Raw genomic sequence first — 15,134 nt, forward strand, 5'->3', positions numbered from 1 at the left:
GAGTTTGAGGGATGCGTGCGCATCCTCCCGTGGATTTCCGGCTTATTTTTGAGTGCCGGTAGCCTCAACCTATGGAGAACCGACAGCGCTGTCAACAGCGCTGTCAGATTGGACGGGAAATTCCGAAACTGATTTTCGTTATGCGACTTTCAGGTCACGCCTGCGGCGCGCCCAGGGGACGCGGTCAGGCCAGGGCCTGGGCGATGGCCGCCAGGGCCACGGGCTCCATAACGGCGTAGCCTTCGCGGGTTGGATGCACCCCGTCATAGGCCAGGCCCGGCTTCATGCCGCCCGCCCCGTCGTCCAGCACGCGGGTGTAGTCGGCGACGACCGCGCCCCGCTCGGCCGCATAGGCCCGCAGCCAGGCGTTCAGGGTGCGGACCTTGGCCGTGGGCCCCAGGCCGGGCTTCCAGGGAAACTCGGCCACCGGCAGGATCGTCGACAGGATCACCGCGATCCCGCTGGCCTGGGCCAGGGCGGTCATGGCCTGGAGATCGGCCTGGGTGGCGGCCGGATCGTAGGGCCCGGCGTTCTGGGCGATGTCGTTGACCCCGGCCAGAATGTGCACCGCCGCCGGCTTCAGGGCCACCACGTCGGGCCAGAACCGCACCAGCATCTGGGCCGTCACCTGGCCGCCGATGCCCCGGCCCAGGAAGCCGTTGTCGGCGAAGAAGGCCGGATGGGAATCGCGCCAGCCCTGGGTGATCGAGTCGCCGATGAACACCACCCGCCGCCGCTCGGCCGGCAGGGTTTTGTCCGCCGCGTTCTCGGCCGCGTAGCGCTGGAGGAACGGCCAGTCGGTGCGCAGCCGCTCCTCCTCGCTGGGCCAGGCTGGGGCGGGGGCCGGCGTCTGGGCCAGGGCCAGGCCGGGAACGGCGAGACCCGCCGCCAGCAGAGCGCGACGATCCAGCATCAGCGCGCCTCCCCGATGGTCGCCGCCGTCGGGACGACGTTCCAGCCGCGCAGCTCGACCTTGGCCCCCGCCCGCGCCGCGCCCGGATAGCGGACCTCGACCGTCCGCCGCTCGCCGGGCAGCAGCGAGACATAGTTGTCGGCGTAGTAGGCGGGCAGGATGCGATCGCCCTTGGCGTCGACCAGGGTCAGCTTGCCGTTCAGGGCCGGGGCCGAGCCGGTGTTGGCCAGGGTCACGGCGACCACGGTCTCGGCGCCGCCCCCCGACGACGAGGCCGCGATCGACACCGGCTGGGCGGCCATGGCCGACAGCTTGCGCTCGCCCTCGGCGTCCCGGGCCACCCAGTAGAGGTTGCTGGACAGCGCCGTCCCGTCGGCCGCCGCCAGGTCCAGCCGCACCACGGCCGCGCCCTGGCTCAGCGGACCGGAAAGGTCCAGCGTCTCGCCCAGGGTCACGGCGTCGGCGGCGGCGTCGATCCGCGCGGAGCGGTCGTCCAGGACCTTGCCGTCCAGGCCCAAAACCCGCGCCCGCAGGGCCGCCCCGGCGATCGGCGTCAGGCCGTTGTTGACCACCGCCAGCCGATGGTCGGCCAGGCTCATCTGGACGTGGACGGGCTCGGCGGCCTTCTGGGTCCCGTAGTACGCGGCGTGGGTGTCGTAGTCGTGGCTGAGGATCTGCCACATGGTCGACGGCCAGGCGGGCTGGGTCATCCACAGCAGGCGGCCCGACGACTTGGTCCACAGCTCCTGGTTCATGCCCTCGAAGATCGCCCGGTGCGTCTCGTAGTTCATCAGCTGGGCCTTGCGCTCGAAGTCCTCGAGGCTGGTGGGCGCGCCCAGCTTGGCGGTCATGGCGTCGAGGAAGGTCTTGGTCGCGCCGTTCCCGGTGGGGTGCCAGTCGTGATAGGCCCAGACGTCGCTGATCGGCCAGCGGTCGGGCGCGGGCACGGCGGCCTCGAAGGCCTCCAGGGTCGGGAACGACGGCGTGCCGACCTCCACCGAAAAGCCCTTGGCGTGCTCGGTGAAATAGGTCTCGGGCTCACGGTAGTTGTAGGGCCCGCTGTTCTGCAGGTTCACCCGGTTTGAGCTGCCGGTGTACCAGCGCGTGCCGTCCAGGTCGTGGACCAGCGCCTCCAGGCCCTCGTTAAGGATGGGCTGCGGAATCCCCTCGTTGCGCCCGAACCACAGGGCGATCGAGGGGTGGTTGCGGTAGCGACTGATGACGTCGGCAGCGTTGGCCAGGAACAGCGGCACGTCCTGCGGCTCCAGCTGGTAGTCCTGGGTCGAGGCCCAGAAGTCGTTCAGCACCAAGAGGCCGTACTCGTCGGCCAGGTCGTAGAAGACGTCCTCGGTGTTCTGCCCCACCCAGTTGCGGATGACGTTGAGGTGGGCGTCCTTGTGCAGGCGGAAATAGGGCTCCAGCCGCTCGCGCTCGACGCGCTTGCGCCAGTCGTCCGTGCCCCAGTTGCCGCCCCGCGCGGCGATCTTCACGCCGTTGACCTTGAGGACCAGGTAGGGCGTCAGGCCGGTGTCCGGCACGTCCTTCACCGCCGGCGAGGTCTCGCCCGCCTTGGTCAGCGACGTGGCCCAGCCGCCCTCGACCTTGCGCACGCCCTCGTGGCTGCCGTCGGTGACGTCCTGGCCCAGCTGGCGGGCCTTGGCGTAGTCGACCTCCACCCGCCGCAGCTCGCCCTTGGAGTCCATCAGCGACAGCTCGTAGGTCATCTGGCGCAGGCCGATGCGGCTGTCCTTCTGGTCGCTGATCCGGCCGTCGACATTGGCCAACACCCTCAGGCCGTACAGGATCTGCCGGCCGTAGCCGTTGGGCCACCAGAGCTTGGGGTTGCGGATCGACAGCTGCGGGAAGTCGGCGGGCTTGAACACCACTTCGCCCTGTCCGGGCGCCAGGGTGACCGTCTTCTCCACCGCCACGTCGTTGAAGGCGGCCCGCACGGTGGCCTGGATTGGGGCGGCGGTCAGGTTCTCGACCGGCACGGCGATCTCGACCTCGGCGACGCTGTTGTCCGCCTTCGGCAGGGTGGTGACCACATGGGTGTCGCCGATCCGCACCGGGCCGGTCGAGGTCAGCACCACGTCCTGCCACAGGCCGGTATTGCGGTCGCGGACGCTGGGGATCCAGTCCCAGCCCTCGCTGGCGATGAAGGTCGGGCCGTCCAGGGCCTGCATCCCGCCGTTCTCGCCGACCCCGGCCGTCAGGCTCTCCTCGTGGGCCAGGCCCGGGTGCGGCGGCGGCGAGACCTTGACCGCCAGGGCGTTGACGCCCGGCTTCAGCTTGCCGGTGACGTCGAACCGCCCCCGGAAGAAGGCGCCCTTCAGCACGCCCAGCTTCTCGCCGTTCAGCCAGACCTCGGCGGCGTAGTTGACGCCCTTGAAGACCAGCGCCTGGTGGCGGCCGTCCTGGTCAGTGGGCGCCGTAAACTCGGTCCGGTACCAGTAGTCCTGCTTGTTCAGGCTCTCGGGGATGGCCGTGTTGTTCAGGCCGTAATCGGGATCGGGATAGACGCCGCGATCGACCAGGGTGGTCAGCACCGTGCCGGGCACGGTGGCGGCGTACCAGCCCTTGGCGTCGTAGCCGGGTCTGGACAGCGCTGTCCCGACCTCTTCGTTTTTAGGGGCCGTGACCTTCGGCGCCTCGACCAGCGACCAGCGCTTCAGGGTCCAGGCGGCGGCGCCTTCCGAGGCGGGAGCGGCGACCAGGGCCGGGCCGGCATAGGGCGGCACGGCGACGGGCTTGGAGAACGGGGCCTTGGTCTTGGGCCGGGTCCAGGCGTCCTGCGGCGTGACCTGGCCGTACATCTGGCGCACCTGCACCGGCCAGGTCGGGCTGCCAGGCTCGTAGACAGTCAGGGCCGGATCAGGCTTCGCGGCCGCCAGGGCCTTGACCTGGACCGGGCTCAGGGCGCCCGCCTGGGCGGTGAAGCCGGCGACCTTGCCGCCGAACGGCGCGCCCGGCTTGCGCGGCCCCAGCTGCACGGTCGCGGCCGAGGCGACCGGCCCCGCCGGCCCTTCCGCCACCTTGGCCCCGTCGACATAGAGCGCGACCTTGGCCCCGTCCGACACCGCCGCCACGTGGGTCCAGCCGCCAGGCTTCAGCGCGCTCGGCCCCTTGACGACCGTCGCGCCGGTCAGGACCGCCGGCGCGCCGTCCTCGAGGACCAGGAACCGTCCGCCGCTCGCCGGGTCGCCGACCCCGGCCACCACGACGCGGCCGGACGAGGCCGTCGCGGGCGAGATCCAGCCCTGCAGCGACCACGGTCCTTGCGCCGGCAGCGGGCTTCCCGCCAAGGGCTTCGACAGCCCGTCGCCGCCGCGCGGCAGGTCGGCGTTGTAGGGGCCGTAGACGGCCTGGGCGGCGGCCGGCGAGGCGGCCAGCACGGCGCCCAGGGCGACGGACGTCGCCAGCAGCGACAGGCGGAGTCGGGCGAACTTGGTCGTCATGTCTTCCTCCTCGAGCCGGCCTCTCTCGGGCCGATCTTTGTGGTCTTCAGGGACGCGGTAGGCGGCGGCAGAACGCGCCGCGATCGTCTCTCGTGACGTGAGGTCCGGACGGGGTGAAGGTGATCGCCTCGACCGCCGCCCCCTGGGCTGGCCAGGGCGTCAGCCCCGGTCCGTTGGGATCGCCCGTCCTGGCGAAGTTGGTCCAGTAGGCGCCCAGGCGCGGCCATTGGCCTTGCGTCGTCCCGGCCGGCGGGGCGTCGAACACGAAGGGCAGCTCCGAGCCGTGCCGCACCGGCCCCGCGCCGGGCGCGGCCACGGCCAGCTCGTAGCGCCAGACCCGTTGGCCGGCCGCGACCTGCCGCGCCGCCGCCCAGATCGCGGGACAGCGGAAGCCGGTGTCGGTCGCGATCTGGTCGGCGACCGCCTCGGAGGCCGGGGCGTCGCCGACGAGCCCGTAGAGTCCCAGCGCTTGGTCGGTCTCCGCGCCATACTCGGCCTTCACCCAGGCGCGGGCGTTGGCGGGGCCTTTGTACAGGGACAGCTCGCTGGCGCTGTTGCCGATGATCAGCGGAACCCGCGCCTGCCGGCCGGCGGCCAGGGTCGCGGCCGGCGCCTCGCGGATCACCGCCCCGTCGACCACGGCCTGCAGCCAGACGAAGCCGTCGTCGGCGATCGGCGGCTTCAGGCCGTCGGAGGCGTCCAGCACGGCCTCGCCCGACGCCGCCCGCATCGCCGCCAGGTCCTTGGCCCCGAGAGCGCGGGCCAGGTCCCGGCCTAGCTTTTCGTTGTCGGCCAGCGTGCGCGGCGGCAGGCCGAAGCCCGCCGTGCCGCTCTGCTCGATCGCCTTGTGGAACAGGCCCCGCGCCTGCGGGGCCAGCATCAGCAGCCCCACGTCCTGGCCGCCGGCGGAATGGCCGAACAGGGTGACGTTGGCCGGATCGCCGCCGAACCGGGCGATGTTGTCGCGCACCCAGCGCAGGGCCGCGACCTGGTCCATCAGGGCGTAGTTGCCCGAGGCTCCGCCGCCCTCGGCGGTCAGGTCCGGATGCGACAGGAAGCCGAAGGCGCCCAGACGGTACTGGATCGAGACCAGCACCACGCCCTGCTCGACCAGGCCGGACTCCACCGTGCCCCGGGCCGAGCCAGCGCGGTTGGCCCCGCCATGGATCCAGACCATCACCGGCAGGGGCGCGGCCGGTTTCAGCGCAGGCGTACGGACGTCCAGATAAAGACAGTCCTCGCGACTGGCGGCGGCGTCCCTAGCGTTCCAGCCGTACGAGCGTTGCTGGCAGGGCGCGCCCGAGAGCAGGGCGTCGCGGGTCCCGCTCCAGGCCGCGACCGGAGCCGGCGGCTTCCAGCGGCGATCGCCGACCGGCGGGGCGGCGAAGGGCACGCCGCGGAACACCGCGCCCGCGCCGCGCGCCTCGCCTCGGACCGCACCGCCGGTGACCGTGACGACCGGTCCGTCGGCGGCCATGACCGAGCCCGCCGCCCCGAAGGCCAGCAGGAGGGCCAGGAGGGCGGCGCGGCGGTCAGGCCACGGCATGGGCTTGGGCTTCGGCCTGGGTCCACAGGCGGGCCGCACCGCGCACCCCCGAGGAGTCGCCCCACTTGGCCGGAGCCAGCCGGGCGCGCCAGCCGTCGGAAAACACGTGCGGCTCGATGAAGGCGGGCAGGCGCTCGTAGAGCTCGGCGACGTTCGACATGCCGCCGCCGAACACGAAGGCGTCGGGATCGACGATGTCGGCGATCACCGCCAGGCCTCGGCCCAGGCGGTCGAGATAACGGTCGAAGCTGGCCCGGGCCCCGGCGTCGCCGGCCCGGGCGGCGGCGACGATCTCCTCGCCGGTCAGGGCCTGGCCGGTGCGCTCGGCATGGTCGCGGCGGAAGCCCGTGCCCGAGATCCAGGTCTCCAGGCAGCCGTGGCGGCCGCACCAGCAGGTCGGGCCGGGCGACTCCTCGGGCTTGGGCCAGGGCAGCGGCGTGTGGCCCCACTCGCCGGCCACGCCGTTGGCGCCCTCGACCAGCTTGCCGTCGACCGCCAGCCCGCCGCCGCAGCCGGTGCCGATGATCACCGCGAACACCCCGGCCAGACCCGCCGCCGCGCCGTCGACGGCCTCGGACAGGGCCAGGCAGTTCGCGTCGTTGGCCAAGCGCACGGGACGGCCCAGGCCCGCCTCCAGGTCCTCGCGGAACCGGCGGCCGTTCAGCCAGGTGGAGTTGGCGTTGCGCATCACGCCGGTGCGCGGCGAGACCGAGCCCGGCGCGCCGACGCCGATCGAACCGCGGCCGCCGGCCTGCTGCTCGGCCTGGGCGATCAGGTCGCGCACCGTGACGATGGCCGCGTCGTAGGATCCGGGATTGGGGGCGCGCACGCGGGCCAGGAATTGGCCGTCGGGGGACAGGGCGGCGGCCTCGATCTTCGTGCCGCCAAAATCAACGCCGACCTGAATCAAACCCGGTTTCCTCCAGCGGCCCTTTGCAGGCTTGTCTTAGCGGCGCCGAGGCGCGCTTCACAGCCTGCGTCATAGTCGGCGACGACGAATAAAGAAAGCAATTTAAGTTATTCCCGATAGCGGCGCCGCTATCGCCATCGGCCGCCGCGATGATACTAGGGCGTCTGGTCGAAGGTCATCGAATGCCGTCCTTGGAAGTCTCGCGGAAATCGAACCGGAAGCGCACCGCCGGCGCCAGCCTGTCGGGGGCCAATCTCGAGCGGGTCGGCGACCACAACCAGCGGGTCATCCTGCAGGCCATCCGGGTGGGCGGACCGATCACCCGGGTGACCCTGGCCCAGATCACCGGCCTGACCCCGCCGGCCGTGGCCAACATCACCAAGCGCCTGCTGGACGACGGCCTGATCCTGGAAGCGGGCCGCGTCCAGGGCGCGCGCGGCCAGCCGGCCATGAACCTGACGATCAATCCCGACGGCTGCCTGTCGATCGGGGTGAACATCGACCGCGACCACATCACCGTCGTGATGCTGGACCTGCTGGGCGCCGTGCGGGCCAGGGCCAGCCAGGAGATCGACTTCCCCCTGCCCGCCGACGTCGCCAAGTTCTGCAAGGTCCAGATCCGCAAGATGCTGGCCGCCTGGAAGGGCCCGCCGCCGCGGCTGTCGGGGATCGGCGTGGCCCTGCCCGACGACCTGGGCCGCGTGGACCTGCCGCACCGGCCCGAGAACTACGACGTCTGGAGCACGGCCGACATCGGCAAGCTGATGGCCGACATCGTGCCCCTGCCCATCTTCCTGGAGAACGACGCGGCCGCGGCCGCCCTGGGCGAGCTGCAGTTCGGCCACGGCCTGCGCCGGCCCAGCTTCTTCTACGTCCTGGTGTCGTCGGGCCTGGGCGGCGGCCTGGTGATCGAGGGCGACTATTTCCGCGGCGCCCAGGGCCGCAGCGGCGAGATCGGCTTCCTGCCGGTCAGCTCGCCGGAGACGCCCGCCAAGGCGCTGCAGGAAGTGGTGTCGCTGTCGGCCCTCTACGCCCACCTCGAGGCGGGCGGGATCGCGGTGACCCGCCCCGACCAGCTGGGCGAACTGTCGGCCAAGGGCCAGGCCCTGGTCGAGGACTGGATCGCCCTGTCGGCCCGGCTGCTGGTCCAGCCGTTCGTGTCGATCAGCTGCCTGGTCAATCCGCAGGCCATCTATGTGGGCGGCCGGCTGCCCACCGAGCTGCTGGACCGGCTGGTCGCGGCGGTCAACGACCGCCTGGCCGCGATCGCCGACGTGCCGGCCCTGGCCCGGGTCGAGCGGGCCGCCACCTCGGCCGACGGACCGGCCGTGGGCGCGGCCCTGCTGCCGTTCATGGCCCAGCTGCTGCCGTCACGAGCGGCGCTGATGAAGACTGGCGCGGCCTGATAATCAGTCTACGGACTATCTAACCATAATTCCCGCTCATCCCGGCGAATGCCGGGACCCAGATCCCATAGCGGTGTGGAGGATTGGATGAGCGCCGCGCTCTTGGCGTCAGCCCCAAAGCCATCCCATCTGGGTCCCGGCATTCGCCGGGATGAGCGGTGTTGGGGTCATCAGATAGTCCGCTGGGCGGTCACCGGCTGCCCCTTCCGGTGCTGGGCGTCCAGCATGACGATGGCGCGGTGGGCGGCGCGGATCGCCCCCTCCTGCCAGGCGCCGACGTGGCTGAGATACTCGCCGGCGAAGTGGATCGGCCCGTCCGGCTGACCCAGCAGGTGGTAGTCCGGCTCGTCGTCGCTGGCCCAGCCCACCCCGATGCCGAGGTTGTAGGGCACGGCCGCCCACTGCACCTGCATGGGCTTTTCCAGCAGCTGGCCGCAGCCGGGGTGCATGGCCTCGATGACCTTGCGGGTGTGCTCGATCTGGGCGGCGCGCGGCATCTTGGCCAGCTCGTCCGCCGCCCGGCCGCCGGCATAGGCGCCCAGCAGCACCCCGGTCTTCGAGTGCAGGCCGTAGCTGGGATACCAGACCATGTTGCTGGGCCCCTTCACGAACGAGAGGCCGCCGTAGATCTGGTACTTGGGGCCCTCCCAGAAGCGCGGGGCCTGCCAGCCGATCTTGATGCTGTCGCGATAGGGCGTGCGGGCGATGGCGGCCTTGTAGGCCGGGCTGAAATCGGCGTCGATCTTGGCCAGCACCGGCAGGGGGATGGTCGAGATGCAGTAGTCGGCCTCGATCGTCAGGTCCTGGTTGGCGACCTTGTCGTGATAGGCGATCCGGACGCCCTTCGCGGTCTTGCGGATCTGGCGCACCTCGCACTGGCGCTTGATGATCTTGGGACCCAGGGCCTTGGCGAAGGCGTGGGGGATGGCGTCCATGCCGCCCTTGGGCTGGAACATGGTGGCCTGCATGTCGATGGTCTCCTCGAACAGCACGCCGTTCCAGAGGTCCTCGTCCAGCAGGGCCTTCAGGCTGATCGGGTCGTAGGGCGTGGCGCGCTCGTCGCCGGCTCCCGGCTCGATCTTCAGGCCGGCCCGCTGCGAGCCCTTGTAGAAGAGGTCCGGCGACAGGTCGCCGTAGGTCTTCAGGAAGGCGACCATCCGCTGCTTGTCCTCGGCGGTCAGGTCCTGGTCCAGCGCGCCCTTGTTGATCGCCTTGGCCAGCAGTTCGGAGACGTGGCCGCGGGTGTCGTTGATCGCCGTGCGCATCTGGATCGGCTTGCCGCCGTTGGCCTCGGGGTTCAGCAACAGGGCGCTGCGGCTGGTGTTGACCTCGACCTCCAGCTCCACGCCCAGCTCGCGGCAATAGCCCAGGACGATCTGGTGGTGGCTGGGCAGGCGCGCGGCGCCGGCGTTCATGTACTGGCCTTCGTCCCAGGCGCAGACCTGGCGCGAGCCGTCGGTCATCTCGATCTTGTCGCCCCGCCGCACGGTCCAGACGCGGCCGCCGGTGCGGGCCCGGGCCTCAAGGATCGTGCAGTCGTAGCCGGCCTTGCCCAGCTCCCACGCCGCCGCCATGCCCGACACGCCGGCGCCCAGGATCACCACCTTGGCGCCGTTCCCGCCGCCGCCCTTGGCCAGGTCGGGCGGCGCGCCGGCCGCGAAGGCCGTGGAGGGCGCCAGCAGGCCCAGCGCCTGCATGGCGGTGAAAGCGGCGCTGTAGCCGCCGGCGGCGCCGATGGCGTGAATGAAGCTGCGACGGCTGACCGGCATGCATGACCCCTTTTTGCCTGTTGGTTGGGGCCATGCGAGGCGGCGGCTTCCGCTGGGTCAATCGGGCGGCGGCCCCGGCGCGCGTTTGCGGGCGGGGCGCCGCAGCAGCTTGCGGCCGGCGCCGCATTTCGCGGCGCGGGCCTGCCGTCCGTGCGCGCTGGTGCAAGACCCCGGGCGCGCACGGACAAGCGGCGGGACCTAGACCGGCGGCGGGTTCACCTGCCTGAATCCCCCCTCCCGCCAGTAGGGATAGTGCGGATAGGCCGGGGTGACGGCGCTGGCGGCGTCGAGACGCGCCACCTGGTCCGGCGTCAGGGTCCAGCCCACCGCGCCCAGGTTCTGGCGCAGCTGCTCCTCGTTGCGGGCCCCGACGATCACGCTGGACACGGTGGGCCGTCGCAGCAGCCAGTTGATGGCGATCTGCGGCAGGGTCTTGCCGGTTTCGGCGGCGACGGCGTCCAGGGCGTCGACCACGGCGTAGAGGCGCTCGTCGTCGACCGGCGGGCCGATGTCGGCGGTTTCGTGCAGGCGGCTGACCGCCGGCAGGGGCTGGCCGCGGCGGATCTTGCCGGTCAGCCGGCCCCAGCCCAGCGGACTCCAGACCATGGCCCCGACGCCCTGGTCGATCCCCAGCGGCATCAGCTCGTGCTCGTAGTCGCGACCGACCAGCGAATAGTAGGCCTGGTTGGCGACGTAGCGCGGCCAGCCGTGGGCGTCGGCGACGGCCAGCGACTTCATCAGCTGCCAGCCCGAGAAGTTGGAGGCGCCGACGTACAGGATCTTGCCGGCCCGCACGAGGTCGTCCAGGGCCGACAGCACCTCCTCGATGGGCGTGAAGGCGTCGAAGGCGTGCAGTTGCAGCAGGTCGATGCGGTCGGTGCGCAGGCGCTTGAGCGCCGCCTCGACGCCGCGGACCAGCCGCAGGCGCGAGGTGCCGCCGTCCAGCGGACCGTCGCCCGTGGGCAGGCCCAGCTTGGTCGAGATCAGCGCCTGGTCGCGCACCCCTTCCAGGGCCGCGCCGAGAATCTCCTCCGAGGCGCCGTTCGAATAGACGTCGGCGGTGTCGAACAGATTGACCCCGGCCTCCAGGCAGATCTCGATCAGGCGGCGGGCCGCCTGCGCGTCGGTGTCGCCCCAGTGGCTGAACAGCGGGCCATTGCCCCCGAAGGTGCCGGCGCCGAAGCTGAGGGCCGGGACCTTCAGCCCCGATTTTCCGAGTTGGCGATATTCCATGATCCGACGTCCTTTTAGATCAGAGGGCGGCGACGCGGGGAACGCGGCGCTCAAATGAAAGGCTGAAGGCGGCCAGGGCAAGGGCCGACAGGGGCACGGCGGCGGCGACCAGGGGCACGGCGGCCAGGCCCGGACCGTGGGCGATCACCGCCCCGCCCAGCCAGGCGCCGAAGGCGTTGCCCAGGTTGAAGGCGGCGATGTTCAGGCTGGAGGCCAGGCCCTGGCCCGCGCCGCCGGCCTGGGACAGCACCCGCATCTGCAGCGGGGCGACGGTGGCGAAGGCGGCCGCGCCCAGGCCGAAGGCGGCGACCACCGCCCCGATGCGGTCGTGGAAACCGAAGGCCGAGGCGACCAGCACCAGGGTCAGGATGGCCAGGCTGCCCAGCAGGGCGGGAGCCAGGGCCTTGTCGGCCCAGCGTCCGCCCACCAGGTTGCCGCCGACCAGGCCCGCGCCGAACACCAGCAGGATCGGCGAGACGGCTTCCTTCGAGAAGCCGGCCAGCTCGGTCAGGATCGGCTGGATGTAGGTGAAGACCGCGAACACCCCGCCGAAGCCGAGGACCGTCATGGCCAGGCCCATCTGCACCTGCGGGCGGGCCAGGACGGCGAACTCCTCGCGCAGCGGGGCGGGCTCGGCGACGTCCTTTTCGCGCGGGACCAGGGCGGCCAGGACGACGAAGGCGACGAGACCGATCGCGCCCACGGCCCAGAAGGTGGCGCGCCAGCCGAAGGCCAGGCCCAGCCACGAGCCGAAGGGCACGCCCAGCAGGGTGGCCAGGGTCAGGCCGGTGAACATGATCGCGATGGCCGAGGCCTTGCGCTGCGGCGGGACCAGGCTGACGGCGACCAGCGAGCCGACGCCGAAGAAGGTGCCGTGGGCCAGGGCGGTGACGATCCGCGCGGCCATCAGCAGGCCGTAGGTCGGGGCCAGGGCGGCGGCGACGTTACCGATCGTGAAGATGGCCATCAGCACCAGCAGGGTGGTCTTGCGGGGCAGGCGGCGGGTGGCGATGGTCAGGATCGGCGCGCCGACGAACACGCCCAGGGCGTAGCCGGTCATCAGCAGCCCCGCCTGCGGGATCGAGACCCCGAGGTCGGCCGAGACCTGCATCAGCAGGCCCATGATGACGAACTCGGTGACGCCGATCCCGAAGGCGCCGACGGTCAGGGCGTAGAGGGCGAGGGGCACGACAGGAACTCCGAAGGATTTCGAACCGCCGAGATAGTGCCCGCCGCCATCATGAATTAGATTGGAGGAAAGCACCGCACCTGTGAGTTGAAGTCAAAGATGGCCAGGCTGGAGATCAATCGCTCGGGCGAGATGGAGGTGTTCGCCCGGGCCGTGGAGCTGGGCGGCTTCTCGCCCGCCGCCCGCGAGCTGAAAATGACCCCCTCGGCGGTCAGCAAGCTGATCAGCCGGATGGAGGCGCGGCTGGGCGCGCGGCTGATCAACCGCTCGACCCGCAAGCTGACCCTGACGGCCGAGGGTCAGCTGTTCCACGAGCGGACCCTGCGGCTGCTGGCCGACCTGGACGAGGCCGAGAGCGCGGTGGCCGCCAACACCACCCCGCGCGGCCGGGTGCGGATCAATTCCAACGTGCCGTTCGGCCTGCACCACCTGCTGCCGCTGGTCCCGCGCTTCTCGGCGGCCTATCCGAAGGTGATCCTGGACATCGTGCTCAGCGACACGGTCGTGGACCTGATGGACGCCCGTACCGACGTCGCCATCCGGGTGGGGCCGATGCGCGCCTCGCAGCTGATGGCCCGCAAGCTGGGCGAAAGCCCGATGGCCGTGGTGGCCTCGCCCGACTACCTGGCCCGCCACGGCGCCCCGAAGACGCCGCGCGACCTGGCCGCCCACAACTGCATCGGCTTCAACTTCACCCGCCATTGCGACAAGTGGCCGTTCCTGGACGGCGGCGAGCGCCTGTCCCTGCCGGTCCACGGCGACGCCACGGCCGGCGACGGCGAGACCTCGCGCCAGCTGGTCCTGGTCGGCCAGGGCCTGGCCCGGCTGTCGCACTTCCACATTGGCCCCGACATCGCCGCCGGCCGGCTGGTCCCCGTGCTGGAGGCCTACAATCCCGGCGACGTCGAGGAGCTGCACGCGGTCTATGTCGGCCACGGCGGCCAGCTTCCCAGCCGGGTGCGGGCGCTGATCGACTTCCTGGTCGCGGAAGTGGATCTGCACGGGGTGCGCGCCGCCCAGAGCTCCTAGGGAAGAACGGTTGTCATCCCGGAAGCCTCGCAGAGGCTGTCCGGGACCCAGGGGACTGGGCTGAGGCCTTGCGGTTCACCTGGGTCCCGGACAGCGCTTCGCGCTTCCGGGATGACAACCGTTTGAGAGAGCCCGCGCCCGGAGCTGCCCTACGGCTTTGGCTTAGGCGCCGCCGCCGGGTCGACATAGACCGTGTCGGTCGGGCCTTGGCCGAAGATGTAGACCACCACCGGCTCGTCGCGGGTCAGGGCGAAGTGATGGTCGCCCGCCGGCTCGGTGTAGAAGCTGCCCGGCGGCAGCGCCTTGACCCTGGCCTCGTCGGCCTTGTCGCCATAGCCGAAGAACCAGGTGCCCGAGATCACCACCGCCGTGCGCTCGTCGCGGTGGCTGTGGGCGGCGATCCGGGTGTTGGCCGGGGCCGACAGCCGGATCGTGTAGGGCCCGGGCTTGGTCGGGTCGCCGGCCAGGACCGAGGTCTGGATGCCGGCGACGCCCGAGGAGCCGGGACCGGCCCCGCCCTGGGCCAGGGCGGCGGCCTCGGTCGGAGTGAGGCGCAGCTCCGGGCTGGGGGCGGCGCCGGCGCCCGTCGCGGTCAGCAGGACCGCGACGAAGGCAAGCGCGAGGGTCTTCATGGGGGCCCTCACAGGGGCTTGTCCAGGAACGGCCGCACCAGGGCGATCGTGGCCTTGGGGTTCTCTTCCATGATCCAGTGGCCCGAGGCCGGCACCACGCCCTCGGTGACGTTGTCGGCGGCGGCGCGCATGACCGTGGCCATCATCGGACCGAACGACTTCTCGCCGCCCAGGGCCAGCACCGGCATGGTCAGCTTGCCGTACTGGGCGAGGAAGGCCTTGTTGTCGATGGCGTCCTGGTCGAAGGCGTGGAACTGCTCGAAGCCGGCGTGCATGGCGCCGGGCCGGGCGTAGAGCGCGGCGTAGTGGGCCCGGGCGTCCTCGGTGAAGTTGGCCGGATTGGCCGAGAACTCGTTCCAGAAGCGGTCCAGATAGATGCGCTCGCGACCGGCGACAAGGCGCTCCATGTCGGGGCCGCCGAACCGGAAGTGCCACAGTAGCGGGTTCTTCAGGACCTCTTCCCACGGACCGATACCCGGCACCGGGGCGTCGATCAGCACCAGGCGGGTGACGCGCTTCTGGTTCTGCACCGTGAGGGCGTAGGCGACCATGTTGCCGATGTCGTGGGCGACCACGTCGGTCTTGTCGATCTTCAGCGTGTCCATCACCCCGATCATGTCGGTGGCTTGCGTCTTCTTGTCGTAGCCGCCGGCCGGCTTGGTCGACAGGCCCATGCCGCGCAGGTCGGGGACCACCACGGTGTGGTCGCGCGCCAGGTCGGCCGCCATCGGCGCCCACATGTCGCCGGTCTCGCCGTAGCCGTGCAGCAGCAGGACGGCCGGCCCGTGGCCGCCGACCCGGACGTGGATCGTCGTGCCGTTGGTGGTGATCTCCTGGGTCTTGAACGACGCCGGGAAGGCGGGGAGTTCAGCGTGGGCGACATTCGCCAACGACAGCAACGCGACGACCCATAGCAACAGACGCTTCATGGCGAACCTCCTGATTTCGATACGCCTATCTGCGCCTTGCTCCGCCCAGGCGGATTGGACGATTCCGCCGGGACTCGGCGTTTTCCGTCGGGCCGCCTCGTCGTCGCCGGCCTGGCGACG

Annotated in this window: 11 protein-coding genes; 2 read left to right on the plus strand and 9 right to left on the minus strand. The window is 71.3% G+C overall.

Annotated features, from left to right (window positions below):
• Window positions 1–184: 184 nt before the first annotated feature.
• From BR39_RS0107090 to BR39_RS25690, 4 genes are read right to left on the minus strand one after another with little or no spacing between them, the layout of a single operon-like run.
• On the minus strand, window positions 185–913 hold the full coding sequence (locus tag BR39_RS0107090) for an SGNH/GDSL hydrolase family protein (protein ID WP_029909141.1): 729 nt from the start codon (window positions 911–913) through the stop codon (window positions 185–187).
• The gene (locus BR39_RS0107095) at window positions 913–4,371 is read right to left on the minus strand and encodes a LamG-like jellyroll fold domain-containing protein (RefSeq protein ID WP_029909142.1); all 3,459 of its coding nucleotides are present in this window, start codon (window positions 4,369–4,371) and stop codon (window positions 913–915) included. The genes BR39_RS0107090 and BR39_RS0107095 overlap by 1 nt, the downstream gene beginning before the upstream one ends.
• Before the next feature lie 46 nt (window positions 4,372–4,417).
• The gene (locus BR39_RS0107100) at window positions 4,418–5,917 is read right to left on the minus strand and encodes a carboxylesterase/lipase family protein (RefSeq protein WP_051695240.1); all 1,500 of its coding nucleotides are present in this window, start codon (window positions 5,915–5,917) and stop codon (window positions 4,418–4,420) included.
• Window positions 5,904–6,827: an ROK family protein gene (locus tag BR39_RS25690; protein WP_029909145.1), complete on the minus strand. Its 924-nt coding sequence runs from the start codon at window positions 6,825–6,827 to the stop codon at window positions 5,904–5,906. The genes BR39_RS0107100 and BR39_RS25690 overlap by 14 nt, the downstream gene beginning before the upstream one ends.
• Before the next feature lie 182 nt (window positions 6,828–7,009).
• Here BR39_RS25690 and BR39_RS0107110 point away from each other — a divergent pair, with 182 nt between their 5' ends.
• Window positions 7,010–8,233, plus strand: a complete 1,224-nt coding sequence (locus BR39_RS0107110; protein ID WP_029909147.1) for an ROK family transcriptional regulator — start codon at window positions 7,010–7,012, stop codon at window positions 8,231–8,233.
• A gap of 170 nt (window positions 8,234–8,403) precedes the next feature.
• Here BR39_RS0107110 and BR39_RS0107115 read toward each other — a convergent pair whose 3' ends face one another.
• From BR39_RS0107115 to BR39_RS0107125, 3 genes are all read right to left on the minus strand, one after another.
• Window positions 8,404–10,002: an FAD-dependent oxidoreductase gene (locus BR39_RS0107115; protein ID WP_029909149.1), complete on the minus strand. Its 1,599-nt coding sequence runs from the start codon at window positions 10,000–10,002 to the stop codon at window positions 8,404–8,406.
• Between the two features lie 198 nt (window positions 10,003–10,200).
• Entirely contained in the window at window positions 10,201–11,235 is a 1,035-nt protein-coding gene (locus BR39_RS0107120; RefSeq protein ID WP_029909150.1) for an aldo/keto reductase, read from the minus strand.
• Window positions 11,236–11,254: 19 nt separating this feature from the next.
• On the minus strand, window positions 11,255–12,424 hold the full coding sequence (locus BR39_RS0107125) for an MFS transporter (protein WP_029909152.1): 1,170 nt from the start codon (window positions 12,422–12,424) through the stop codon (window positions 11,255–11,257).
• A 99-nt stretch (window positions 12,425–12,523) separates the two neighbouring features.
• On the opposite strand from BR39_RS0107125, the gene BR39_RS0107130 reads away from it, so the two are divergent.
• A complete protein-coding gene (locus tag BR39_RS0107130) occupies window positions 12,524–13,453 on the plus strand; it encodes a LysR family transcriptional regulator (RefSeq protein WP_029909154.1) in 930 nt (309 codons plus the stop codon).
• A 149-nt stretch (window positions 13,454–13,602) separates the two neighbouring features.
• On the opposite strand, the gene BR39_RS0107135 is transcribed toward BR39_RS0107130, so the two are convergent.
• Entirely contained in the window at window positions 13,603–14,085 is a 483-nt protein-coding gene (locus tag BR39_RS0107135) for a cupin domain-containing protein (RefSeq protein ID WP_029909157.1), read from the minus strand.
• A gap of 8 nt (window positions 14,086–14,093) precedes the next feature.
• On the minus strand, window positions 14,094–15,014 hold the full coding sequence (locus tag BR39_RS0107140; RefSeq protein ID WP_029909159.1) for an alpha/beta fold hydrolase: 921 nt from the start codon (window positions 15,012–15,014) through the stop codon (window positions 14,094–14,096).
• Window positions 15,015–15,134 lie beyond the last annotated feature (120 nt).

The organism is Caulobacter sp. UNC358MFTsu5.1 (genome assembly GCF_000712075.1).
Taxonomy (GTDB): Bacteria; Pseudomonadota; Alphaproteobacteria; order Caulobacterales; family Caulobacteraceae; genus Caulobacter.